Source organism: Ruegeria sp. AP12 (assembly GCF_056540025.1).
Window position 1 is genome coordinate 13,021 of record NZ_JBQFVZ010000003.1, and the last position, 24,498, is coordinate 37,518.

24 protein-coding genes and 1 pseudogene are annotated in these 24,498 nt (G+C 60.7%); 15 read left to right on the forward strand and 10 right to left on the reverse strand.

Annotated features, from left to right (window positions below):
* The first annotated feature begins 55 nt into the window (after positions 1-55).
* The 9 genes and pseudogenes from ACR0E6_RS10980 to ACR0E6_RS11020 all read left to right on the forward strand — a co-directional run bounded on the left by ACR0E6_RS10980 (position 56) and on the right by ACR0E6_RS11020 (position 11,202).
* A complete protein-coding gene (locus ACR0E6_RS10980; protein WP_480583210.1) occupies positions 56-1,564 on the forward strand; it encodes a PAS-domain containing protein in 1,509 nt (502 codons plus the stop codon).
* 41 nt (positions 1,565-1,605) lie between these two features.
* Positions 1,606-2,079, forward strand: coding sequence for a tRNA (adenosine(37)-N6)-threonylcarbamoyltransferase complex ATPase subunit type 1 TsaE (tsaE, locus tag ACR0E6_RS10985; RefSeq protein ID WP_480583213.1), 474 nt, complete (start codon positions 1,606-1,608; stop codon positions 2,077-2,079).
* Positions 2,076-3,080: an aminoglycoside phosphotransferase family protein gene (locus ACR0E6_RS10990; RefSeq protein ID WP_480583216.1), complete on the forward strand. Its 1,005-nt coding sequence runs from the start codon at positions 2,076-2,078 to the stop codon at positions 3,078-3,080. The genes tsaE and ACR0E6_RS10990 overlap by 4 nt, the downstream gene beginning before the upstream one ends.
* Positions 3,077-3,763: a nucleotidyltransferase family protein gene (locus tag ACR0E6_RS10995; RefSeq protein WP_480583218.1), complete on the forward strand. Its 687-nt coding sequence runs from the start codon at positions 3,077-3,079 to the stop codon at positions 3,761-3,763. The genes ACR0E6_RS10990 and ACR0E6_RS10995 overlap by 4 nt, the downstream gene beginning before the upstream one ends.
* Positions 3,756-6,680 carry a double-strand break repair protein AddB gene (addB, locus tag ACR0E6_RS11000; RefSeq protein ID WP_480583221.1) on the forward strand — a complete coding sequence of 975 codons (2,925 nt, stop codon included), beginning with the start codon at positions 3,756-3,758 and terminating at the stop codon, positions 6,678-6,680. Before ACR0E6_RS10995 ends, addB begins: the two co-directional genes overlap by 8 nt.
* Positions 6,677-10,036: a double-strand break repair helicase AddA gene (addA, locus tag ACR0E6_RS11005; protein WP_480583224.1), complete on the forward strand. Its 3,360-nt coding sequence runs from the start codon at positions 6,677-6,679 to the stop codon at positions 10,034-10,036. The genes addB and addA overlap by 4 nt, the downstream gene beginning before the upstream one ends.
* Before the next feature lie 42 nt (positions 10,037-10,078).
* Positions 10,079-10,417, forward strand: a pseudogene (trxA, locus tag ACR0E6_RS11010) (thioredoxin); the annotation flags it as partial.
* 75 nt (positions 10,418-10,492) lie between these two features.
* Positions 10,493-10,843 carry a Lin0512 family protein gene (locus ACR0E6_RS11015; RefSeq protein WP_480583227.1) on the forward strand — a complete coding sequence of 117 codons (351 nt, stop codon included), beginning with the start codon at positions 10,493-10,495 and terminating at the stop codon, positions 10,841-10,843.
* A complete protein-coding gene (locus tag ACR0E6_RS11020; protein WP_170520856.1) occupies positions 10,840-11,202 on the forward strand; it encodes a Lin0512 family protein in 363 nt (120 codons plus the stop codon). Before ACR0E6_RS11015 ends, ACR0E6_RS11020 begins: the two co-directional genes overlap by 4 nt.
* 61 nt (positions 11,203-11,263) lie before the next feature.
* Here the strand turns inward: ACR0E6_RS11020 and ACR0E6_RS11025 are convergent, their stop codons facing one another.
* Complete coding sequence (locus ACR0E6_RS11025) at positions 11,264-11,458, reverse strand: DUF1127 domain-containing protein (protein WP_170453333.1); 195 nt, start codon at positions 11,456-11,458, stop codon at positions 11,264-11,266.
* A gap of 197 nt (positions 11,459-11,655) precedes the next feature.
* Between ACR0E6_RS11025 and hslV the strand changes: the two genes are divergently transcribed.
* On the forward strand, positions 11,656-12,213 hold the full coding sequence (gene hslV, locus ACR0E6_RS11030; RefSeq protein WP_170520858.1) for an ATP-dependent protease subunit HslV: 558 nt from the start codon (positions 11,656-11,658) through the stop codon (positions 12,211-12,213).
* Here the strand turns inward: hslV and ACR0E6_RS11035 are convergent.
* Positions 12,205-13,446, reverse strand: a complete 1,242-nt coding sequence (locus ACR0E6_RS11035) for an MFS transporter (RefSeq protein ID WP_480583230.1) — start codon at positions 13,444-13,446, stop codon at positions 12,205-12,207. The two genes, hslV and ACR0E6_RS11035, sit on opposite strands and share 9 nt — an antisense overlap.
* Before the next feature lie 209 nt (positions 13,447-13,655).
* Complete coding sequence (locus ACR0E6_RS11040; RefSeq protein ID WP_170453336.1) at positions 13,656-14,057, reverse strand: DM13 domain-containing protein; 402 nt, start codon at positions 14,055-14,057, stop codon at positions 13,656-13,658.
* 199 nt (positions 14,058-14,256) lie between these two features.
* Between ACR0E6_RS11040 and hslU the strand changes: the two genes are divergently transcribed.
* From hslU to ACR0E6_RS11055, 3 genes are all read left to right on the forward strand, one after another.
* The gene (hslU, locus tag ACR0E6_RS11045) at positions 14,257-15,564 is read left to right on the forward strand and encodes an ATP-dependent protease ATPase subunit HslU (protein WP_480583233.1); all 1,308 of its coding nucleotides are present in this window, start codon (positions 14,257-14,259) and stop codon (positions 15,562-15,564) included.
* Positions 15,565-15,660: 96 nt separating this feature from the next.
* Complete coding sequence (locus ACR0E6_RS11050) at positions 15,661-16,761, forward strand: alpha/beta fold hydrolase (RefSeq protein WP_170520864.1); 1,101 nt, start codon at positions 15,661-15,663, stop codon at positions 16,759-16,761.
* Positions 16,758-17,978, forward strand: coding sequence for an MFS transporter (locus ACR0E6_RS11055; protein WP_480583236.1), 1,221 nt, complete (start codon positions 16,758-16,760; stop codon positions 17,976-17,978). The genes ACR0E6_RS11050 and ACR0E6_RS11055 overlap by 4 nt, the downstream gene beginning before the upstream one ends.
* Here the strand turns inward: ACR0E6_RS11055 and ACR0E6_RS11060 are convergent.
* The 3 genes from ACR0E6_RS11060 to ACR0E6_RS11070 are packed head-to-tail and all read right to left on the reverse strand — an operon-like array spanning position 17,975 to position 20,258.
* Positions 17,975-18,562, reverse strand: a complete 588-nt coding sequence (locus tag ACR0E6_RS11060) for a Smr/MutS family protein (RefSeq protein ID WP_480583239.1) — start codon at positions 18,560-18,562, stop codon at positions 17,975-17,977. The two genes, ACR0E6_RS11055 and ACR0E6_RS11060, sit on opposite strands and share 4 nt — an antisense overlap.
* Positions 18,562-19,602, reverse strand: coding sequence for a murein transglycosylase A (gene mltA / locus ACR0E6_RS11065; RefSeq protein ID WP_480583241.1), 1,041 nt, complete (start codon positions 19,600-19,602; stop codon positions 18,562-18,564). Before mltA ends, ACR0E6_RS11060 begins: the two co-directional genes overlap by 1 nt.
* Positions 19,599-20,258 carry a Tim44/TimA family putative adaptor protein gene (locus ACR0E6_RS11070; RefSeq protein ID WP_170453342.1) on the reverse strand — a complete coding sequence of 220 codons (660 nt, stop codon included), beginning with the start codon at positions 20,256-20,258 and terminating at the stop codon, positions 19,599-19,601. The genes mltA and ACR0E6_RS11070 overlap by 4 nt, the downstream gene beginning before the upstream one ends.
* A 108-nt stretch (positions 20,259-20,366) precedes the next feature.
* Between ACR0E6_RS11070 and ACR0E6_RS11075 the strand changes: the two genes are divergently transcribed.
* Together ACR0E6_RS11075 and secB are read left to right on the forward strand one after the other, a co-directional pair.
* Positions 20,367-20,867: an FxsA family protein gene (locus ACR0E6_RS11075; RefSeq protein WP_170631592.1), complete on the forward strand. Its 501-nt coding sequence runs from the start codon at positions 20,367-20,369 to the stop codon at positions 20,865-20,867.
* Positions 20,868-20,921: 54 nt separating this feature from the next.
* Positions 20,922-21,422 carry a protein-export chaperone SecB gene (gene secB, locus ACR0E6_RS11080; protein ID WP_170453344.1) on the forward strand — a complete coding sequence of 167 codons (501 nt, stop codon included), beginning with the start codon at positions 20,922-20,924 and terminating at the stop codon, positions 21,420-21,422.
* A gap of 24 nt (positions 21,423-21,446) precedes the next feature.
* Here secB and dnaQ read toward each other — a convergent pair whose 3' ends face one another.
* From dnaQ to ACR0E6_RS11100, 4 genes are read right to left on the reverse strand one after another with little or no spacing between them, the layout of a single operon-like run.
* Positions 21,447-22,169: a DNA polymerase III subunit epsilon gene (dnaQ, locus tag ACR0E6_RS11085; protein WP_480583245.1), complete on the reverse strand. Its 723-nt coding sequence runs from the start codon at positions 22,167-22,169 to the stop codon at positions 21,447-21,449.
* Positions 22,162-22,755, reverse strand: a complete 594-nt coding sequence (gene coaE, locus ACR0E6_RS11090) for a dephospho-CoA kinase (RefSeq protein WP_480583249.1) — start codon at positions 22,753-22,755, stop codon at positions 22,162-22,164. The genes dnaQ and coaE overlap by 8 nt, the downstream gene beginning before the upstream one ends.
* Positions 22,752-23,585, reverse strand: a complete 834-nt coding sequence (locus ACR0E6_RS11095) for a shikimate dehydrogenase (RefSeq protein WP_480583252.1) — start codon at positions 23,583-23,585, stop codon at positions 22,752-22,754. Before ACR0E6_RS11095 ends, coaE begins: the two co-directional genes overlap by 4 nt.
* On the reverse strand, positions 23,582-24,181 hold the full coding sequence (locus ACR0E6_RS11100) for a Maf family protein (RefSeq protein ID WP_480583255.1): 600 nt from the start codon (positions 24,179-24,181) through the stop codon (positions 23,582-23,584). Before ACR0E6_RS11100 ends, ACR0E6_RS11095 begins: the two co-directional genes overlap by 4 nt.
* Between the last annotated feature and the right edge of the window lie 317 nt (positions 24,182-24,498).

The following is a 24,498-nucleotide window of genomic DNA, read 5'->3' on the forward strand; positions in this document are numbered from 1 at the left end:
TAACCAATCAGAGCCATAGTCTGATCCCAGCATTTGTTCTGGCATGGGGTTTTCTATGGCTGACTGGATCATCCTGGCCGCAATCAGCCTTGTATCGTGCTGTCTGGCCATTCAATGGCTGCTTCCGCGCCGCGCGCGCCGGGATGAAAGCTATGGGATGTTTTCGAACGCCTTGCTGTTTGACGCAGTGTTTCTGTTCGATGGGGATCGGCTGATCAGCCATTCCGATATCGCGCTGGCAGGGTTCGAGCAGGTGGGGGATTGGGACGGGCTGCGCCGCTTGTTGCAGCGGGACTTCCCCAACTTTCCGGAAACGCCGGATATCGTGCGTGATCAGGGCAATCTGGTGGTCTCTGCCATCGATTGCACGGTTGAGCGAGAGGTTCTGTGCGAATGGATCGACGGAATCGTACGGGTGCAGTTGCACGAACCTGCGAAATCATCCGAAAGTCAACTGCGCGATCCGAACGATCCGATCCGGCTGGCGATGGATCAGGCCCCCTATCCGGTCTGGCTTTGGGGCCACAAAAACCGGGTTACGTGGTGCAACGCCGCTTATATCGCGCTGGCCCGCAAGGCGCGCGGTCAGGACGTGGATCTGACTGCGCCACTGTTTCCGACCCAAAAGGGTGACCCAAGACCTGCCGGGAAAACCCGCATCCCGATTGATGTTGTCGGCAGCGACAGTCAGTTATGGTTCGACCTGACCCAGATCGAACATGACGAGGGCTGCCTGTGCTATGCCATGGACGTCAACGCGATTGTCGAGGCGGAAACCGCCCAGCGCAAATTCGTGCAGACGATGACCAAGACCTTTGCTCAGCTGTCCATCGGTCTGGCCATCTTTGACCGCAACAGACAGCTGGCCCTGTTCAACCCGGCGCTGATCGACCTGACCACCCTGCCCCCGGATTTCCTAAGCTGCCGTCCCAGCCTGTCCAGTTTCTTTGACCGGCTGCGGGATCAGCACATGATGCCGGAACCCAAGAATTACCGGTCGTGGCGCAAGCAGATGAACGATCTGCTCGAGGCGGCAGAGGATGGGAATTATCAGGAAACATGGTCTCTGCCGTCCGGCTCGGTCTATTCTGTCAGCGGTCGTCCGCATCCCGATGGGGCCGTCGCCTTTCTGTTCGAAGATATCACGGCCGAGATTACCCTGACCCGCCGGTTCCGTGCGGAAATGGACCTGATGCAATCGATTCTGGACAAGCTGGCAGATGCCATTGCCGTCTTTGCGGATGATGGCACGCTGGCGCTGACCAACTACGCCTATCAAAAGCTTTGGGGCGATGCCGAGGATGCAGGATTCCACAGCGACTCGGTCATGGATGTGACCCGCAAATGGCAGGAGCGTTGTGTTGCCACGCCCATTCTGGGCGAGATCCGGGATTTCGTTGAAATGCGCGACAACCGGGCCGAATGGTCGGCTGAGATCGGGATGCGCGACGGCACCAAACTGGATTGCACAGTGACCCCGATGCAGAACGGCGCGACCATTGTGCGCTTTGCCTGTGATGCCGCCGTGCTGGACCGAACTCCAATCCAGCAAATCAGCGCCTGAACCGGGTTGCAGCCGCGCGGGCGCGAGGCCATTGTGGCGCCATGACGACGCCGCCTGTTTCCCTTACCCTGACATCCCCGGACGACACCGCCGATTTTGCCACCCGATTGGGCAACACCCTCGGCCCCGGGGATATTGTGCTGCTTGAAGGACCCATTGGCAGCGGCAAGACGCATTTCGCCCGCAGCCTTATCCAGTCGCTGATGCAGGTGCCCGAGGATGTGCCCTCACCCACATTCACTCTGGTTCAGGCCTATGACACGCAGGCCGGTGAGGTCTGGCATTGCGATCTTTACCGGCTGAGCATGGTCGAAGAGGTCGAAGAACTGGGTCTGATCGACGCGTTTGAAACCGCGATCTGCTTGGTTGAATGGCCCGATAAACTGGGCCCTCTGACGCCGCAATCCGCGTTAAGTCTTGTGTTCGAAACAGACCCTAACGCGGAAGAAACCCGCCACCTGACGCTTAAATGGTCCGACCCGAAATGGTCGCAAAAACTGGAGACGACCACATGACCAACCGGGCCATACTGACCGAGGCGCTGATCGCGCAGACCCCATGGGCCGGGGCCCGCCGCGCGCCTTTGGCCGGGGATGCCTCGAACCGCAGCTATGAGCGTCTGACCGATCCCGCGACCGGTCGCACCGCCGTTCTAATGGATGCGCCGCCCGAAAAAGGTGAAGACGTCAACGCGTTTGTGCGGGTGGCAGAATACCTGCGCTCGGTCGGGTTGAACGCCCCCGAGATTTACGCCGAAGACGCCGAGTTTGGCATTCTGCTGCTGGAAGATCTGGGCGATGACCTGTTCGCCCGCGTTCTGGACAAGGATCCCGGCAAGGAACGCGCGCTGTATGAGGCCGCGACCGATGTGCTGCTTCACCTGCACAATGCGCCCTCGCTGTCTTTACCGTCCTACGACCCGGCGCTGATGACCGAGTTGTCATCGCTGTCCTTCACGAAATATGCCCAGGGTATTCTGGGGCACCACGACACCGACGCGCTGGCCCGGTTCGAAAGCCGGTTTTCCGATATTCTGCACCGCGAAACGTCCGGAACAAAGGTGGTGGTTCTGCGCGATTATCACGCCGAAAACCTGATCTGGATGCCGGATCGTGACGGGGTGCAGCGGGTCGGGTTGCTGGATTTCCAACTCGCGATGCTGGGGCACCCGGCCTATGATCTGGTGTCTCTGCTTCAGGATGTCCGCCGGTCGGTTTCGGTGGGGACCGAGATGCAGATGATCAACCGCTATGTTGCGGCCTCGGGCATGAATGATCACGATTTCCGCACCGCTTACAGCGTTCTGGGCGCGCAGCGGAACCTGCGTATTCTGGGTGGGTTTGCGCGGCTGGCCACGGATTATGGAAAACCGCATTATATTGATCTGATCCCGGCCACCTGGTCCCATCTGATGCGCGATCTGGAACATCCCGCCCTGCTTTCGGTGGCTGATGTGGTGCGGGAGGCGCTGCCCGAGCCGACCGCTGAAAATCTGGCGAGGCTGAGGGCGGTATGACCAACGCTCCGACAGCGGTCATGATGTTTGCCGCCGGGTTTGGAACCCGCATGGGCGCATTGACCAAAGACCGGCCAAAACCCTTGATCGACGTGGCGGGGAAACCTCTGATCGATCACGCATTAGAACATGTTGAGGGTTTAAACCCCGAACGCGTGGTCGCGAACCTGCACTACCACGCCGATCAGCTTGCGGCGCATCTGAAGCCCAGAGGGGTGCTGTTGTCGCGGGAAGAGCCCGAGATACTGGAAACCGGCGGCGGGTTGCGCGCCGCCCTGCCCCTGCTGGCGTCAAATCCGGTCTTCACCCTGAACACCGACGCGATTTGGGCCGGGCCGAACCCATTGACCTTGCTGCAAAACGCGTGGGATCCGCAAAAGATGGACGCCCTGCTGATGTGCATTCCTGTTGCCCGCACGGTGGGTCACGGTGGCACCGGCGATTTCACCGCGGATGCCGAGGGTCGGATCACACGCGGGCCGGGTTTGGTCTATGGCGGCGCGCAGATCGTCAAAACGGATCGGTTGGCAGAATTTTCGGAACAGGCGTTCTCTCTCAACCTGCTTTGGAACTGGATGCAGGCCCAAAACCGCCTGTTTGCCACTGAATACCCCGGTCGATGGTGCGATGTCGGACGACCCGAGGGGATTGCGCTGGCCGAAGGGTTGCTGGCCGATGTTTAAGCCCAGCGCCCTGCCCCGCGTGTTCGCCGTTCCGCCCGGCACCGACTTTCCCAAGGCGCTGGTCGACGGGCTGCACCAACGCAGCGATGGCCCGCCCGAGGCGCTGGCGCGGGTGCAACTGGTGGTCAATACCCGCCGCATGGCGCGCCGCGTGCGCGACCTGTTCGATCAGGGCCCGCCCTGCCTGCTGCCGCGCCTGTCTCTGGTCACCGATCTGGGGGAAAACGTCGATCTGGCGCAGATCCCGCCCGCCATTCCGCCCCTGCGGCGACGGTTGGAGCTGACGCAGCTGATCTCGAAACTGTTAGAGCAACAGCCCGATCTGGCCGCGCGCGCCTCGCTGTTTGACCTGTCTGACAGTCTTGCAGCGCTGATTGATGAGATGCAGGGCGAAGGTGTCTCACCCGACGCGATCCGGCAATTGGATGTCAGCGACATGTCTGGCCATTGGGCGCGGGCACAGGCGTTTATCGGCATCGCAGATCATTTTGTCGATGCAGGCGATCAGGCGATGGATGTGCAGGCCCGCCAACGTCGCGTGGTCGAAAACCTGATTGCCCGCTGGCAGGACGCGCCGCCTGAGCATCCCGTAATCCTGGCCGGATCGACCGGATCGCGCGGTACAACGCTGATGCTGATGCAGGCCGTTGCGCGCTTGCCGCAGGGCGCGTTGATCCTGCCGGGTTATGATTTTGACCAGCCGGATGCCGTTTGGGATCGCCTGGATGAGGCGCTGACCTCAGAGGATCATCCACAATACCGCTTCCGCAAGCTGATGCACGCGCTGGAACTGACCCCCGATCAGATTCAGCCCTGGACGGACAAGCGACCACCGTCACCCGCGCGTAACCGGTTGGTTTCGCTGGCTTTACGCCCTGCCCCGATCACCGACGCCTGGATGTCCGAAGGCCCGCAACTGGCGGATCTGGACCGTGCGACCAAGGACCTGACACTGATCGAGGCGGACTCGCCCCGGTCCGAGGCGCTGGCCATCGCCCTGCGCCTGCGGCAAGCGGCGGAAACCGGCCAGACCGCCGCCCTGATCACGCCGGATCGGATGCTGACCCGACAAGTCAGCGCGGCGCTGGACCGTTGGAACATCCTGCCCGATGACAGCGCAGGCCTGCCCTTGCAACTGTCGCCTCCGGGCCGGTTTCTGCGCCATGTCGCGGGGTTGTTTGCCCGTCGGCTGGATGGTGAGGCTTTGCTGACCCTGCTGAAACACCCGCTTTGCCATGACGGAGCTGAGCGTGGCGCGCATCTGCTGCACACCCGCGATCTGGAACTGGATCTGCGTCGCCATGGCCCCCCGTTTCCCGAACATGCCAGCCTGACGGCCTCGGCCATTCGCACCGACGCACCTGCGGATTGGCTGAATTGGGTCGGAACGCATTTCTGCGATCAGCAAATCACCGGTGAACGCCCGCTGACCGATTGGGTCGCCCACTTGCGGACATTGGCCGAAGCCATTTCAGCCGACAGCGCAGGCGAACAAGGCACGCTTTGGGACAAGAACGCGGGGCAAAAGGCGCTGGCCGTTCTGACCGCCCTGCAGGACGAGGCGCACCATGGCGGGCCCATGACCGCCCATGATTTCGCCGACTTGCTTGGTGCGCTTTTAGCCGGGGAAGAGGTCCGCGACCGCGATGCCCCGCATCCCAAAATCATGATCTGGGGAACGCTTGAGGCCCGCGTGCAGGGGGCCGATCTGCTGATACTGGGCGGTCTGAACGAGGGCAGCTGGCCCGAGGCCCCTGCGCCCGACCCCTGGCTGAACCGTCAGATGCGCGACAAGGCGGGGCTGTTGCTGCCCGAGCGCCGGATCGGCCTTTCGGCGCATGATTTCCAGCAGGCCATCGGCGCGCCCGAGGTCTGCCTGACCCGCGCCACCCGCTCGGACGATGCGGAAACCGTGCCGTCGCGGTGGCTGAACCGCCTGACCAACCTGCTGCAGGGTTTGCCCGATCAGGGAGGCCGAGAGGCTCTGAAAGACATGCGCGCGCGGGGTCAAACATACCTAAGCTGGGCGAAAACGCTGGAACAGGCCCCCCGGATCGATGCGGCGCAACGCCCGTCCCCGCGCCCTCCGGTCGCGGCGCGGCCTCGGCGTCTGTCGGTGACCGAGATCAAGCGACTGATCCGCGATCCCTATGCGATCTACGCCAAGCATGTGCTGCGGCTGAAACCGCTGGACCCGCTGGTGCAGGCCCCCGATGCCTTGCTGCGCGGGATCGTGATCCACGAAATCCTCGAACATTTCGTCAAGGACAGCGTGTTGGACACCGCCTTGCTGACCCGCGAGAATTTCCTGAAACGCGCGCAGGATTTGCTGGAAACCCATGTTGCCTGGCCGACCGCGCGCAAATTGTGGCTGGCACGGCTGGAACGGATTGCCGACGCTTTCCTGTCCGCCGAAACCACACGCCGGGGCGATGGTGGGCCGGTGGCCTTTGAGGCCGCGATGAAGCTGGTGCTTGCGCCGTTGGATTTCACCATTGTCGGGCGCGCTGATCGGATCGACCGCAACAGCCGGGGCGCGTTGCGGATCATCGATTACAAAACCGGCGCGCCGCCGACCGAAAGCCAGCAGGCCAAGTTCGACAAACAACTGCTGATCGAGGCCGCCATGGCCGAGCAGGGCGCTATCGAAGGGATCGACCCCGTCAGCGTGGCCGAGGCGATCTTTATCGGCATGGGCGGCACCTACAAAGAGGTCGCCGCACCGCTGAACAAGGAACCCGCCGACAAGGTTCTGGCCGAGCTGAAAGAGCTGATTTCGGCCTATTTAGAGCCTTATCAGGGCTTTTCATCTCGCCGGATGCTGCACAAGGACACCGACATTGGCGACTATGACCATCTGGCCCGGTTCGGCGAATGGGATCGCACCGCCGAAACCCGCCCTGAGGACCTGACATGACCCCCCGCAACGACGCGACCGAGCGGCAGGTGCAGGCCGCGCGCCCCGATGCTTCGACCTGGCTGGCGGCCAATGCGGGGTCGGGCAAAACGCGGGTGTTGACCGACCGCGTGGCGCGGCTGTTGCTGGACGGGGTGCAGCCGCAGCATATCCTATGCCTGACCTACACGAAGGCCGCCGCCAGCGAGATGCAGAACCGACTGTTCAAGCGGTTGGGAGAATGGGCGATGCTGGGCGACGCATCGCTGTTGCAACAACTGACCGATCTGGGTGTCGAGGGCGTAATTGATCCCAACCGGCTGGCGCAGGCACGCACCCTGTTTGCCCGCGCGATTGAAACGCCGGGCGGGCTGAAGATCCAGACCATCCACTCGTTTTGCGCCTCGCTGCTGCGTCGATTTCCTTTGGAGGCCGGTGTCAGCCCGCAATTCACCGAGATGGAAGACCGCGCCGCCGCCTTGTTGCGCGAAGAAATCATTGAGGATTTCGCCGAAGGCCCCCAAGCCGGGTTGATCGAGGATGTTGCACGCTTCGTCACCGATACAGATTTTGACAAGGTGACAGCAGCGGTTGCGCAACGGCGCAACCTGTTCGCACAGCCGTTACAACACACCGACCTGTTGCAGCGTTTTGGGCTGTTCGAAGGGTTCGACGAAGACCAGTTGCTGGCCCAGGTGTTTCTGGGTGGCGAGGTCGAGCTGATTCATTCCATGTTGCCCGCGCTGATCGAAAGCGGCGGCAACAACGCCAAGGCGGCGGCGAAACTCTCTGGCTTCACCGAGGCGCGGTTGACACATCTGCCCATGCTTGAGGCTGTGTTTCTGACCGGCAAAGGCGCAAAAGAACCCTTTACCGCCAAGATCAACGGCTTCCCGACCAAGGCCCTGCGCGAAGGCGCGCTGGCTGACCGGATGCCGCAACTCGAAGCGTTGACGTTGCGGGTCGAGGCCGCGCGCGAACAGCGCCTCGCACTGGTGGCCTCGCAGAAAACGGCCGTTCTGCATCGCTTTGCCGCCGCTTTCCTGCCGGAATACGAGCGGCGCAAGCAGCTGCGCGGTTGGCTGGATTTCGACGACCTGATCCTGCGCGCACGACAGGTTTTGAACGACCCGGCGGTGGCCGAATGGGTGCTGTACCGACTCGATGGTGGCATCGACCATATTCTGGTGGATGAGGCGCAGGATACCAGCCCGGATCAATGGGATGTGGTCGAGAAGCTGGCTCAGGAATTCACCAGCGGGGAGGGGGCCCGATCCGGAGTCGAACGCACGATTTTCGTGGTCGGGGACAAGAAACAGTCGATCTACTCGTTTCAGGGCGCGGACCCGCAAGCCTTTGATCGGATGCAGGCTGAGTTTGGGCGAAAGCTGACAGAATCAGGCTCTAAACTTTGGGATTCTACGCTGGAATACTCGTTCCGATCCTCCAGCGCGATCCTGTCGCTGGTCGATATTCTGTTCGAAAACCGCACCGATGCGGGGTTTCACAAGGACAGCCAACACCGCGCGTTCAAGGCGGATCTGCCGGGGCGCGTCGATCTGTGGCCGGTGGTCGAAAAGGTCGAAGATGACGAGGATGGCGACTGGACCGACCCCGTTGACCGGCCCGGTTCGCGCCACCACACCGTCATTCTGGCCGAGCAGGTGGCAGGGTCGATCAAGCGCATGATCGAGCAGGGTGAGACGGTCCCCGAAGATGGCGAAACGCCCGGTACGTTTGTCCGCCGCAAAGTACGGCCGGGTGATTTCCTGATCTTGGTCCAGCGCCGCTCAGACCTGTTTGCCGAGATCATTCGCGCCTGCAAGGCCCAGGGCCTGCCCATTGCCGGGGCTGATCGCCTGAAAGTCGGCGCTGAGCTGGCGGTCAAGGACTTGGCCGCGCTGCTGAGTTTCCTTGCCACACCCGAGGACAGCTTGTCGCTGGCCACCGTCCTGAAATCACCGATGTTCGGATGGAGCGAACAGGCGTTGTTCGATCTGGCCCATCGGCGGAAAGAGAAATTCCTGTGGGCCGCGCTGCGCAACCGGGCCGAGGAATTTCCTGAAACGCTGGCGGTGCTCAACGACCTGCGCGGGCAGATCGATTTCCTGCGCCCTTATGACCTGATCGAACGCATTCTGACCCGCCATGACGGGCGGCGAAAGCTGTTGGGGCGGTTGGGGGCCGAGGCCGAGGATGGGATCAACGCGCTGCTATCGCAGGCTTTGGCTTATGAGCGCACGGATATTCCCAGCCTGACCGGGTTTCTGGTCTGGATGCAGACCGACGATCTGGAAATCAAACGGCAGATGAGCGGTGTGGGCGACATGATCCGGGTGATGACGGTGCATGGCTCAAAAGGGTTGGAAGCGCCCATCGTGATCCTGCCCGATACCGGAAAACGGCAGGCCCCGCGCGATGCCGAGATCATGGTCGCGGATGGAACGCCGTTGTGGAAGGTGCCTGCGGATGTGTCGCCCAAGCTGATCTCTCAGGCACGGGATGAGGCCCGAAGCCGCGAGGAAAACGAACGGCTACGCCTGCTCTATGTGGCTCTAACACGGTCTGAAAAGTGGTTGATCGTGGCGGCCGCGGGGGATGTCGGCAAGGATGGGACCAGTTGGTACCAGATGGTCGAGACCGCGATGGAACGGGCAGGGGCGACCCAGCTTGAAGGTTCGGGCAAGCGGCGATTGGCGAATGGGGATTGGGATGCCCTGCCATGCGTTGAACACCACGCCGCGCCGGAAACGGCGTATGATCTGCCCGCGTTCTGCGCGCAAGCCGCCCCAGATGCACCGCAGATCGAGGAAACCATCAGCCCGTCGGAACTTGGCGGGGCAAAGGCGCTGCCCGGTGATGCCGGTCAGGATGAAGAGGCCGCAAAGCTGCGCGGCACTCGGCTGCATCTGTTGCTGGAGCACCTGCCCGGCAGCGCACAGGACACCTGGGCACAGCTTTGCGCCCGGCTTCTGCCCGATATGCACGACGCGGATCGAACCGAGTTGCTGAACGAAGCCATGGCCGTTCTGACGGCGCCCCCCCTCAGCCCCGTGTTCGCCCCGGATACGCTGGCCGAGGTGCCGGTATCCGCCGACCTGAACGGGCAGCGGATGCACGGTGTTATTGACCGGCTGATCGTGACGGAAGAAGAAGTGCATGTGATTGATTTCAAATCAAATGCCACCGTTCCGGATAGTGCCGAGACCTGCCCCGAAGGCCTGCTGCGCCAGATGGGGGCCTATGCGCAGGCGCTGGCGCAGATCTATCCCGACAAGACCATTCGCACGGCGATCCTGTGGACCCGCACGGCGGACCTGATGTGGTTGCCACACGATCTTGTGACGGATGCACTGGCCCGCACCCAGATATCTTGACCTTACCCGAACCGGCACCTACGTTCTGTTCCCGAGTTTACCCCATTCAGGAGACAGAATATGTCGACCGTAGCCGTTACCGACGATACCTTTGATGCCGAAGTCAAGAACTCGGCCGTTCCCGTAGTTGTGGACTTTTGGGCCGAATGGTGCGGCCCCTGCAAACAGATCGGCCCCGCGCTGGAAGAACTGGCTGCCGAATATGGCGACAAGGTGAAAATCGCCAAAGTGGACGTGGACAGCAACCCCAACGCCGCCGCCGCCATGGGCGTCCGTGGCATCCCGGCGCTGTTCATCTTCAAGGACGGTCAGGTCGTCTCGAACCGCGCGGGCGCGGCACCGAAGGCGGCGCTGCAAAGCTGGATCGAAGAATCCATCTGATCCGCTTGGGATTGATGAAAGATCAAAGGCGCCTGCAACCGGGCGCCTTTTTTATTGAAAAACCGGAGGGGGCAGATGGCCAAAACACGGGTATTGGTGGAATTCGGCATGGGCACATCGCTGCGCCGGATGGATTACACCGAAGCAGCGCTGCGCGCGATCAAGGATGCGTTGTGGCATAACTCGATCGACATGGCCGAGTTGTTCGGCTTTCCGAAAGAGGCGATGATCATCGATGTCGAGATCGGGGTACAACAGCCCGATCAGGTGGATACCAGCAAGCTGGTCGCGGTATTTCCCTATGGCTCGCCCAGCGTCACCGTCACCAAGGGCGGTCTGGACATCGACAAGCCCGGCAGCACTGGTCGCACGGTCATCGCCAATGCCGCGCTTGCGGTTTCGTTCGACATGGAGGCGGTGCAATGAGCGAACAGCGCATCATTCTGGAAATGGGGATGGGCAATGACCTCTATGGTCAGGACTATACCAAGGCCGCGCGGCGTGCGGTGCAGGACGCGCTGCATCACTCCTCGATCACGCTGTTCTCGAATCTTGGCGTCGATCACGGCGAGATGCGGGTGCAGGTGACAATCGGCGTGCAAAACCCCGATCAGGTCGATTGTGCCCAGGTGGCGGCCGACCTTCCGCGCGGACAGGCCGAAGTACATGCAGTGCTGGGGGGACAGGACGTGGTAGATCAGGCGGCTGGCACCCGTCACATCGTGGCAACGGCTGCAATCGAGGCATTTGTGCCGTCTCAGGTCGGTAAATACGCTTTGAAATGACAAAGAAAAAGCCGCTCGGGGATCCGGGCGGCTGTTCCGATTTGACGATCCGGTCGAAGGATCAGAGCTTCGCGATATCCGCGCGAACCAGACCGATATCTTCCAGCTGTGTGTCGCTCAGTTCCGACAGAAGCTTGCGGGTCTTACGGCTCTCGTTCCATTCAACAACGGTTTCGAAAGCGTTGGTGAACGCGTCCACTACGTGCAGGATGGTAGCTGCTCCGAGCGGCGCATGAATATTTGCAGTGGTTGCCATGTGCGCAGTCCTTTGATGTGAAACAGCCGACCGGTTGTCGGTTGTGAGGCCCATGTAGGGTCTTCATCTGAAACTCACAATTGCTGGTTTGGCAGTCCTGATTTGCATTTATTGCATATCTTTTGGGCAGTTTCACAACGGGTTGCGCCGATCCCGCGCCCGGCCCATATATAACGCCGACAAGAACGGAGGCTTTCATGGCAGACAGCGAATTTCCCGGTTGGCATGGCACAACGATCATTGGCGTCAAAAAAGGCGGGCAGGTTGTCATAGCCGGGGACGGGCAGGTCAGCCTGGGTCAGACCGTGATCAAAGGCACCGCCCGCAAGGTGCGTCGCCTGACACCGGGCGGGTTCGAAGTGGTCGCCGGGTTTGCCGGTTCGACCGCCGATGCGTTTACGCTGCTGGAACGTCTGGAGGCCAAGCTTGAGGCCACGCCCGGCCAACTGGCCCGCGCCTCGGTCGAGCTGGCCAAGGACTGGCGCACCGACAAATACCTGCAAAAGCTAGAGGCTATGCTGATCGTCACCGACGGCAAGGACCTGCTGGTAATCACCGGGGCAGGGGACGTGCTGGAGCCCGAGCATAACGTGGCCGCAATTGGATCGGGCGGAAACTTCGCCTTGGCCGCAGCCCGCGCGATGATGGACAGCGACAAAGAGGCCGAGCAGGTGGCGCGTGAGGCGATGGCGATTGCTGCCGATATTTGCGTCTATACCAACGGCAATCTGACGGTTGAGACCATTTCAGGCTAACAGCGCCTTGATCTCTTTCCCTTTCCAGCGGCGGTGCATTCCGATCAGGCCGAAGATCGCGGCGATGACGACGATGTAGTAGGGCACGCGGATGTCGATGCTCATCAATCCGCCGCCGATCAGGGACATGATGCCACCCGCCAGACAGAAAACGGCGGTGGTCACGCCCATGACCCAACCTTGATCCGCCTCGCTGACGCTGGATGAGAACAGCCCCAGCAGGGTCGGGTAGGCGACGCCGAACAGGAAATAGAACAGGAAAACCGGCACATAGCTGAGTACTCCGCTGGGGCTGAAGGCAAATGCCAGCCCGCAGATCACCATGGCGATCAGCGACTTGTAGATGATCGAATGCTTGCTGAACCTCTCTTGCGCGGGTTTGACGAGGAAGGTGCTGGAAAACGCCAGCGCGACGCCGATTACCACCATGGCCATGCTGCCCCCAATCACGCCATAGTCAAAGCGGCTGGTCAGGAAATTGTCGACAAAGACATAGAAGGTCACGTTGGCGATCATGAAGAATGAATAGACCGGCAGGATTTTCAGAACCATCGGATGACCGCGCACGGCAATCAGGCTGTCGGTGATGTCGCGCGGGCGGAAGACAAAGGGTTCGCGGTCGGTACGGGTGTCCTTGAAGAATGTCGTCACTAGGAAGATGGCGACCAGCACCAGAACGAAGGCCCCGTAGAACGGGGTTTTCAGGGTGGCATAACTGCCCAGCAGGGCGGCATCGGACAGGACGGCCCCGATAATCGGGCCGCCGACAAGGCCAAAGCTGACACCGGTCACGATATAGCCCATGTTGCGGTCGCGGTCGGCGGCATCGGTGCTGCCATCTATCATCGCCGCCTGCGCGATAGGTTGGTTGCCCGCCGTGAACCCGGTGATCGAGCGCCCGATGATCAGCATCAGCAGGCTGTTCATATACAGCGCAGCGATGGTCAGCGCATAACCGACCAACGCGCCACCCAGACAGACCAACAACGCATTCTTGCGCCCGATGGAATCCGAGACTTTCGAGACGTAAACGACCCCAAGAAACCAGGACAGAAAGAAACACCCGATCACGAGGCCATAGTAAAAATGCCTCCGGCCTTCGGGGGTGTTGTTGGGAAGGAAGCCGGATTTGGTTTCCATGATCAGGGAATTGATGATCGGAAAGACCAGCCCTTGCCCGATCAGGTCGACAAACACCACGAACAGCAAGGTGATCTTGGCAATCTTGGTCATAAAAACGCCCCCGGTTCCAATACCTTGGGGCGAGTGTAGCAGACAGTTGTCCTGTTACCTAAAGCGTTTCGGGTTTTACCTGACTCTTACCGCAACGCGAATGTCCCGAGAACGCCGAAGGCGTGGCAGGGTATTCGTGTTTCAAGTTAAACCCGAAACGCTTGTACGATGTGTCAGAGGTCGGTTGGCCCGACCTCTGACCAGAGTGGTTACTTCAGCGACGCAACGCCCAGCGGTACACCGGCAACCTCGCACCAGATGTAGACTTCGTTGTAGCCCGACACATCCATGGTCGGCGGTACGGCGTAGGATTGCTTGCCGGTCAGGTTCAGCAGCGCGCCCAGCTTGCTGTCGGGGGCGTAGGTGCCGTCTTTACCAAAGGCCACGCGCGGGTCGGGGCCACCATCCAGCGAGAAGTCGTCGCCCAGCTCAACGATGTAACGGTCGCCATCCTTGACCAGTTTCACCGAACCGCTTGTGATGTGGTTCGAGCGGCCTTCGAAATTGCCTTTCTTTTTGGCGCCGCCGGCCAGGGCAGTGGTGGTGCCGGCCAGGGTCAGGGCCGCGCCGGTGGCTGCAGCTTTCACAAAAAGCGAACGACGAGTCATCATGATGAGGTATCTCCATAAATAGATGCAGGCGGGTTTGCCCATCGCGGATGGTTATGCCGTAACGCACATGGGGATGGCGATTCACATCACCACGAAAATCCGTGTGCTTTCTGTGAGTTGGCGTGATGTTTTCGTGATCGGCTTGTGTTTTCGCCCGGTATGATTAGGTTCCGCTGCGAAACAAACGGATAGAACGCATATGACCGACCTGACCCCGCGCGAGATCGTCTCGGAACTGGACCGCTTTATCATCGGGCAGAAAGACGCCAAACGCGCCGTGGCCGTGGCGCTGCGCAACCGCTGGCGGCGCAAGCAACTGGCCGACGATATCCGGGATGAGGTCTATCCAAAGAACATCCTGATGATCGGCCCCACCGGCGTCGGCAAGACCGAGATCAGCCGCCGTCTGGCCAAGCTGGCCCGCGCGCCCTTCATCAAGGTCGAGGCCACCAAGTTCACCGAAGTCGGTTATGTCGGTCGCGACGTCGAACAGATCGTGCGCGATCTGGCCGATGCGGCCATTGTCCAGACCCGAGAATACATGCGCGAGGATGTAAAGGCCCGTGCCCATGAGGCCGCCGAGGATCGCGTCATCACCGCCATTGCAGGCGAAGACGCCCGTGAAGGCACGCGTGAGATGTTCCGCAAGAAGCTGAAAGCGGGCGAGCTGGACGATACGGTGATCGAGCTGGAACTGTCCGATACCTCGAACCCGATGCCCATGCTGGACATTCCCGGCCAGCCGGCCGGGCAGATGGGGATGATGAATCTGGGTGACATTTTCGGCAAGGCCTTTGGCGGGCGCACCGTCAGAAAGCGCATGACCGTGGCCGAAAGCTATGGCGCGCTGATCGGGGAAGAGGCAGACAAGCTGCTGGACGATGAAACCGTCACCAAGACTGCGCTGGACTCGGTCGAACAGAACGGCATCGTGTTTCTGGATGAAATCGACAAGGTCTGTGCCCGCTCGGACGCGCGCGGCGGCGATGTCAGCCGCGAGGGGGTGCAGCGCGACCTGCTGCCTTTGATCGAAGGCACCACAGTCAGCACCAAACATGGCCCGGTGAAAACCGACCATATCCTGTTCATCGCGTCCGGTGCGTTCCACATTGCCAAGCCGTCCGACCTGTTGCCGGAATTGCAGGGCCGTCTGCCGATCCGCGTCGAACTGCGCGCCCTGACGGAAGAGGATTTCGTTCGCATCCTGACCGAAACCGACAACGCGCTGACCCGCCAATACACCGCCCTGATGGGCACCGAAGAGGTCACGGTCAGCTTTACCGAAGACGGGATCGCGGCGCTGGCGCGGATTGCGGCGGATGTGAACCAAAGCGTCGAAAACATCGGCGCGCGGCGGCTTTACACGGTGATGGAGCGGGTGTTCGAAGAGCTTTCGTTCAACGCACCGGATCAGGCCGGGGCCGAGATCACTGTGAACGCGCAATTCGTGGAAGACAATCTGGGCGAGTTGACCAGGTCCACCGACCTCAGCCGTTACGTTCTGTAACAGATTCAGCCGAAACTTGCCGTCGCACAGGCCCCATGTTGCTGGACGTGGGGCCAGAATTCGATAGCTTAGCGCCAAACGTTCCGGGGGCAGGTCGTGTTGCGCTATTTCATCCTATTGTTTCTATCCCTGTCTCTGGGGGCCTGCGTCGACAGGACGATTTCGGAAATCGTTCCAACCGCGCTGTCGGTTGGCACGCCCAAGACCGTCTTTGCCAGCACGACCCGCGCGCGTGAACCTGACGGATCCTTTGGCTTTCGGCGCGGCGAGGCGCTGCAATTTCTTGAGACCACCGTGTCCATCCCGCCCTCGCATACGCCCGGCAGCCTGAAATTCTCTTACGCCAACCCGAACCCGCAAAAGGAATTTGTGCTGGCGGAAGTCGAGCAGCTGAACGGCGCCCAAGGGTTGCGGCAGCATCTGCGGGGTCAGGATGATGTGACGATCTTTGTCCACGGCTATAACTCGACCCAGACCGAGACCATTTTTCGCGCGGCTCAGCTGTCTCATGACATCGGCATTCCCGGAACGACGCTGGTCTATTCATGGCCCAGCCGGGCGACCGGCTATGGTTATGCATATGATCTGGACAGCATGTTGTTTGCCCGAGACGGATTGGAACAGACCATTCGAGAGTTGAAGTCCATGGGGGTCAAACGCGTGATCCTGCTGGCGCATTCCATGGGCAGCGCCTTGTCGATGGAGATGATGCGACAGGCCGAGCTTCAGGAACCCGGCTGGTCGAAACGCAACCTCGATGGGGTTGTCCTGATCTCACCCGATCTGGATGTGGATCTGTTCCGCTCGCAGATGAGCCGGATCGCGACCCCGCCTGACCCGTTCATCGTGATGGTATCGCAGAAGGACAAGATCCTGAACGTCTCGGCCCGGCTGCGCGGCACGGCCGAGGGCGAACGGCTGGGCAATATCAGTTCGATTGAGACCTTGCAGGAGTTTCCGATCAACGTGATCGACACGACCGCCTTTAACAGCGATGCGCAATCTTCGCATTTTGTGGCCGCGACCTCGCCGGCGCTGTTGGCCATTCTCAGTTCGCTGCGACGGGTCAGCAACACGTTCGGGCCGGATGAGCGGCCGGGCATCGATATTCTGGTTCCGCCCAGCGAGCGCAATCCAACAGGCGCGACCGAGATTGTTCTGACCGAATCCGGACAGGCCGAGGTGTCGACCCCGTGACGCGGTTCAGCCTGCGTCAGTTTCTTTTCGACAACGCATCCTGGCTTGGCACAGGATTATTGCTGACCTTCCTGTCCAGCTTTGGGCAGACTTTCTTCATTTCGATCTTCGCAGGGGAAATCCGGGCGGATTACGGGCTAAGCCACGGGGCCTGGGGCGGGCTTTATTCGCTGGGTACGCTGGTGGCGGCAGGCGTGATGGTCTGGGCCGGGGGGCTGACCGACGTCTTCCGCGTGCGGGCGCTGGGCCCCGTCGTTCTGGCAGGTCTGGCCTTGGCCGCGCTGGCGATGGCGCTGAACAGCTGGATCGTTCTGTTGCCGCTGGTTGTCTTTTTCCTGCGCCTGTTCGGGCAGGGGATGAGCGTCCATCTGGCGCAGGTGGCGATGGCGCGTTGGTTCACCGCATCGCGGGGCAAAGCCCTGTCCATCGCCTCATTGGGTTATTCGATTGGCGAATCGCTGCTGCCTTTGACCTTTGTCGCTACGATGGCGTTTCTGGACTGGCGCTGGCTTTGGGTCATTGCGGCGGGTCTGATCCTGCTGGGCATCCCGGTTCTGATCCGCCTGCTGCGTCAGGAACGCACGCCCCAAGCCCTGGCGGACGAATACGCGTCAACCGGCATGCAGGGGCGTCACTGGACCCGGCGCGAGGCGCTGTTTCACCCGCTGTTCTGGTGCATGGCTCCGTCGATCCTGGGGCCCTCGGCCTTCATCACCGCCTTCTTCTTTCATCAAGTGCATCTGGCCGAGGTCAAGGACTGGCCTCATATCCAGTTGGTCGCCTTGTTTCCCGTCTTCGCGGGGGTCTCGATCCTTGCCATGTTTGCGGCAGGCTGGGCGTTGGACAAATGGGGCACCGCACGGATCATGCCGTTTTACCAAATCCCCATGGCGATTGGCTTTGGCGTATTGGCTTTCTCGGACACCATCGGCAACGCTCTGATCGGATTGATCTTTCTGGGCATCACCGCTGGGGCGCATAACACCTTGCCAAGCGCCTTCTGGGCCGAGTTCTACGGCACCCGGCATATCGGCGCGATCAAGGCATTGGCGACAGCGCTGATGGTTCTTGGGTCGGCCATCGGCCCGGTTCTGACCGGTGTGCTGATCGACCTCGGGGTTTCGCTCAGCGCGCAATTTCTGTGGGTCGCCGGATTTTTCCTGCTGGTCTGCGCGCTGATCTGGCTGGGCATTCACCGTGCCAAGGCCGATTTCTAACGTGAGCGCCGCAGATAGACGTAATACGCCCCATCCCCGCCATGGCTGATATGGGCGGGCGTCACCTGCATCACCGCCTGCGCCAGCGGAGGGATCGACAGCCAATGCGGCACCTGATTGCGCAGCACGCCACGTGGTGTGGGGATCGGACCGGGCTCATCGCGATCTTTGCCCTTGCCGGTGATCACCAGCACCAGCCGCTTTCCCTGCGCCTGCGCGGTCAGCACGAAGCGCACAAGCGCTGGATGCGCCGTATCGATCCGCATGCCATGCAGGTCCAGCTTGCCCTCGGGCTTCAACTTGCCGCGCTTCATGCGACTGAACGCCTTGGTGTCCATCTGCACCGGTGCAGACCGCAGCGTTTCCGTGATCGACGGCTTCAGCGTGTTCCCAGAAGGTTTACTCTGATGGGATTGCCCCAACTCAAACGCCTCGATCCGCGGTTTTGGCAGTTTCTTGGGCATTGGTTTCGGCAAGGTCGTCGGGTGCACGGTCTGAGGGATCTCGGGGTGCAGCCGCTCAGCCTGCTTGGCGACCTTGCGCCACAGATCGATCTCTTCACTGGTCAGTTTGCGCCGGGTCATCAGAATTCATCCGGCAACAGAGCGTAGGCGCGCTGGATTGGCAGCAGTACAACCATCCGGCCGGGGTCTTTCAGTCGCCCGGCTGCTTGACCGGCCTCGTCCCCGGTCCCAAAGAAAATATCCGCCCGCTGCGCGCCTTTGATCGCCGCGCCGGTGTCCTGCGCGATCATCAATCGACGCAGCGGGTTCTTCCCGTCTTTTTCCACCCAGACAGGGGCACCCAGCGGCGTATAGGCCGGATCGGCGGCGATACTGCGCATGGTGGTGATGGATCGGTTCATGGCCCCTAGCGGCCCCAGTTCGGGCGCGACGCGGCTGACTTCGCGGAAGAACACATAAGATGGGTTGTGGAACAGAAGTTCAGCCCCGGCTTCGGGGTTCTTGCGCACCCAGGCGCGGATCATCTGAGCGCTGACCTCATGCGAGCCCAAAATCCCGCGCCGAACCAATTCCACGCCAATCGACCGGTAGGGATGACCATTCGCGCCGCCGTATCCAACACGCAATGCCCCACCATCCGGCAGACGAACCCGGCCCGAGCCCTGAATTTGCAGAAAGAACAGCTCGACTGGGTCATCGACCCAGGCGATCTCAAGCCCGCGCCCCTGCATCACATCGCCGGTCAGGATGTCCCTGCGGCTCAGCCACGGCCCCTCGGCCCGCGCTTCGGGGGGCATCTTGTAGATCGGATATTTGAAACGGTCGGTGCGGGTTTTCGATCCGTCCAGTTCGGGCTCGAAATACCCGGTGAACAGCGCGTCTTCACCGTCTTCGACCAGAACCGGGCGAAAGAACAGTTCAAAGAACGCCCGCGCGGCATCCGGCTCATAGGTCCGGGCCACGCCACATAGCGCGCGCCAGTCCGGGTCTTTCAGATCGCCGCAGGTGTTGAGAAAAACGGAAAGGGCCGCGCCGTGGTCATCCTCGGCCCAGCCCTGCAGATCGTCAAACGACAGGATAGATCGCGTCGCCTCGGCTCCGGCGGCGCTGGCGGTGGTCATGACGCCCACCAGTAAAAGCGACCGGAGCGTGGCAATCATGCGTCCGTGGCAACAAGCAGCCAGTTCGGATCGTCCTTGCCCATCACACGGGCAAAGGTCCAGCTGTCCTTTTGGCGTTTCACGGTGTTCGGGTTGCCCTCGATAATGTCACCCCCGCGATCGCGCACGACCGAGGTCAGCTCACCAATGAATTTCATGGTGATCTCGGCCTCATTAGTGTCCTTGTCGAAGGACACATCCGCAAGCGTGGTTTCGCGCACACCGATGAACTCGGCCTCGATGGTCAGGCCCTGATCTTCGCGGGCCGCCACGACCGAGACGAAGGTGTCAAACACATCTTCCGCCAGGAAGGGCTGGATTTCGTCCAGATTGCCCTTTTCGAACCCCATCACGATCATCTCATAAGCACCGCGCGCGCCCTGAACAAACTCGCTGACGGAAAAGCTGGGCTCGACCCGCTTCATCGCGGCCAGGGTTTGCGCTTGTTCGCTGTCTTCGGGCACATGGTCGGTGATGTCATGATCGGGGCCGCCTTCGATCACCTCGAAATCACGACGGGATGCGCCCGTATCGGGCTGATGCGGAACAGGAGGTTTCTCGAAACCTTCACGCGAACCCAACACGCTTTTCAAGCGCAGGATCAGGAAAATGGCAATTCCGGCCAGGACCAGCAACTGGATCATGGGTTCGTTCATTTCATCCTCTTTTCAGAACCGAGACTTTGTGTACGCGGCCTCCTGCCACTATGTAGGTGACAGTTGGTGGCAAGTCCACAGCCCGGCCATATGGAAAGGATAACGCAAATGTATCTGTTCTTGGCATTTTTGTTGGTTCCGATCATCGAAATCGCCCTGTTTATTCAAGTGGGTGGTCTGATCGGCCTGTGGCCAACGCTGGGAATTGTGGTCCTGACAGCGGTTTTGGGCACTGTTTTGGTGCGGACACAAGGTCGCATGGCGCTGGGACAATTGCAGCAATCCTTTGCCAAGCTGGACGACCCGACCGAGCCTTTGGCCCATGGGGCCATGATCCTGTTGTCCGGCGCATTGCTGCTGACGCCGGGCTTTTTCACCGATGCCATTGGTTTTGCCCTGCTTATTCCGGGCGTTCGGGTGGCGGTGTTCCGGTATCTGAAGTCCAAGGTCAAAGTCACCCAGTTCCAGATGGGAACGGGTGCCGGGTTTCAGGCCGGGCGCGGCCCCTTCGATCAGGGCGACGTGATTGACGGAGAATTTACCGAGGTGCGCCCAAGGAAAGAGCCCTCGAAGCCTTCAAAATGGGTCGAAGGCCCGCCCCAGCATTGAGGTACCGCCCTCAAGTTGCTAAGCAGTGTCGAATTTCATTTTTGGAGTAGATCCATGGCCGAAGAAAACGCTGCAGAAAACACTGCGGCCCAAGCTGCCCCGCAGGTTCAGATGCGTGTTCTGGGACAGTTCATCCGTGACATGTCCTTTGAAAACGTCATGGCGCAAAAAGGCGTGTCGGGTGACGTACAGCCCGAGATTCAGGTTCAGGTGAACCTGGACGCGAAGAAGCGCCCGACCGAGCATCAGTACGAGGTTTCGGTCAAGCTGAAGCTGACCTCGAAAGCCAAGGGCATGGACGATGTCCTGTTCCTGTGCGAACTGGACTATTGCGGCCTGTTCCACGTGGAAGGCGTGCCAGAGGATCAGATCCATCCGTTCCTGATGATCGAGTGCCCCCGGATGCTGTTCCCGTTCCTGCGCCGCATCGTCAGCGACATCACCCGCGACGGTGGCTTCCCGCCGGTGAACCTGGACAATATCGATTTCGTGGCGCTCTATCGCAACGAATTGATGCGTCGTCAGGCCGCGCAGGCCGAAAAGACCGACGCCTAAGGGTTTGACCCGTGCCTGACCGGTTCAGGCGCGGGTCCACAGGGCGCTGTCGCCCAGTTTTTCAACAAAAGCCTCATGCGCTGCGCGTTCCTCATCGGTGATCCGAGGGGGCAGGGCCGTTGCGCGTGGCGTCGGACGCCAGTCATCCGCACCACCTGCACCTGATGCAGCCGAGGTGGACAGGCCAAAATCAGGCTGCCGACCGCCGATCAGTTCCAGATAGACCTCGGCCAGAATTTCCGAGTCGAGCAACGCCCCGTGCAGCACCCGATTGGTATTGTCGATGTTGAACCGGCGGCACAGCGCGTCCAATGACGCGGGTGAGCCTGGAAACCGTTTGCGCGCTATGGCCAGCGTATCCAGCGCCTGATCCATGGGAATCTGCGGCAGATTCATCCATCTGAGTTCCGCATTCAGGAATTTCATATCGAAGGATGCGTTGTGGATCACCAGTTTTGAATCCCTGATGAAATCCAGGAAGCCTTGCCCGATCTTGGCAAAAACGGGCTTGTCTTTCAGCGTCACCTCACCCTTTTCGGGCGGGCGTGGGGATTCCAGCAGGTCGGGGCCAATTCCATGCACACCAAACGCCTCTTCCGGCATCGACCGTTCGGGGTTGATATAGACGTGATAGGTCTCACCCGTGGCCACATGGTTCCACAGCTCGACCGCGCCGATTTCGACAATCCGGTCGCCGCTTTCGGGATCAAAGCCCGTGGTTTCGGTATCGAGTACAATCTCACGCATCTGCCAACCCCGCCCGTATTTGCCTGACCACATCCTGCACCTGCGCGCGGGCGTGGTCCAGAGTGTTGGTCACGATCACGTAATCCGACCGCGCGCATTTTTCGTCATTTGGCAGTTGCTTGGCTCTGATCTGCTCAAACTGCGCCTCGGTCATCGTACCGCGCGCCATGACGCGGCGCTTTTGTTCTTCGGCCGGGATCGAGACACAGGCGACCGCGTCCATTGCCGCATTGCCTCCGGTTTCGAACATTAGGGGGATGTCGAACACCAGAATGTCTGCCGTCGCGCTTTCGCGGAAGGCCGCCCGGTCCGCCGCGACCAAAGGGTGGACGATTGCCTCAATGGCCTTCAGCGCAGACCCGTCCTGTGAAATGATCTGTTTCAACGCGTCCCGGCTGACCGATCCGTCGATGATGGCATCAGGATAGGCCGCACCCATCGGCGCAACCGCCGCACCACCCGGCGCATAAAGCCGATGCACAGCCGCATCCGCATCCCAGAGCGCGCAGCCTTCATCGACAAACATCTGCGCCGTGGTGCTTTTGCCCATGCCGATCGAGCCGGTCAGGCCAAGCGCAAAGCTCATGCCAATGCCGCCGCGCGGGTGTCGGCGTCAACCTCGGGGCGGACACCGAACCAACGTTCGAACCCTGGAACCGCCTGATGCAGCAACATGCCCAGCCCATCGACCGTGGTGCAGCCTGCCTCTTCTGCCGTTTTCAGCAGGTTGGTTTTCAGCGGGGCATAGACCAGATCGGTCACCACCGCGCCGGGCTGCAACCCGTCCAATGGTACCCGCAATTCCGGCTGACCCTGCATGCCCAGCGAGGTTGTGTTGACCACAAGCTCCGCATTTTCCACGACATTTCCGGCCTGAACCCAATCGACCACGGTGATGCGTTGGCCGAACTCCTCTTTCAGATGGTCCGCCCGCGCGCGGGTGCGGTTGGTCAGCAGAATCTCGGGCACGCCAGCTTCGGCCAAGGCCTGCAGAATTGCACGCGCCGCCCCACCGGCGCCAAACACCACGGCTGGCCCGTCTTGAGCGTTCCAGTCCGGCGCGCCGCTGCGCAGATTCTCCATGAACCCATAGCCGTCGGTGTTGTCGGCATGGATCGAGCCATCCTCGCGAAACACCAGCGTATTGGCTGCCCCGATCACCGTTGCCCGGTCAGAGACATGATCGGCGATCCGCAGTGCGGCTTCTTTATGGGGCACGGTCACATTCGCGCCCACAAACCCGGCCTTGGGCAGGGTCCGCAGTACGGTTTCAAGATCCGCAGGGGCCACATCCATCGGAATGTAATGCCCCGGCAACCCATAGGTTTTCAGCCAATGCCCATGCAGCTTGGGCGACCGGGAATGCCCGATCGGATGCCCGATCACCCCGGCCAGAGGTACCCGATAGTCCGTCATTGATCGATCACCCCTTTGACAGCCAGATAGTTGAGCAGTTCCAACAAGGGCATACCCAAAACGTTAAAATAGTCGCCGTCAATGGTTGCAAACAGGCGCACACCTTCTTCTTCCAGCTTGTACCCCCCGACCGCGTGGCGAATGCTGTCCCAGTTCCGGTCGATGTAATCACGCAAATAGGCATCGGAACTCATCCGCATCCGCAGGCGGACCTGTCCTATATGTCGCCAGATCGGCTCACCATCCTGATAGATCACGGCCGCTGACAACAGCATATGGCGTTTACCCCGCATCGCCTTGAGCTGCGCAAAAGCGTCCTCGGGCGATTTTGGTTTCGACAGCAACTGCCCCTCGAAATCCAGCACCTGATCGCAACCCAACACCATCGCGCCGGGGGACTTGTCGCTGATCTTGCGCGCCTTCATCTCGGCCAGCGCATCTGCGATGTCGCGGGGCGAGGCCTCTTCAGCCAGCAACGCGCGCTTTATGGTATCCTCATCCACGCGCGCCACCTGCACGGTGAAGGGCACGCCTGCATTTTCCAGCAGCTGCGCGCGAATGCTTGAGCCCGAGGCCAGGATGATGGGGACAGACATGTGGACAACCCCGTGTGCAAATCGTTGAGCGTTCTTGGACGCTTTGTATGGTTTTCCGATTGACACGCAAGCCCGGGAAATCTGCTCGAAACTTCCCCGAGTCGCCCAAACGCTGTCCATCCGGGACAAGGATAACTCGGAACCAAGGGATAACTGAATCCCCCATAGATATTCAGGCAGTTATCCCCAGAAGGTGTTAGATAGATATGGTATAAGTGTCTGTTATTTAATATCTATTTCTGAAACTCACAGAATCGGCCTGCGTCTCGTCAAAACTGTCCACCTGGGGAAAACCAAGGGGTAAAAAAGTAATCCAC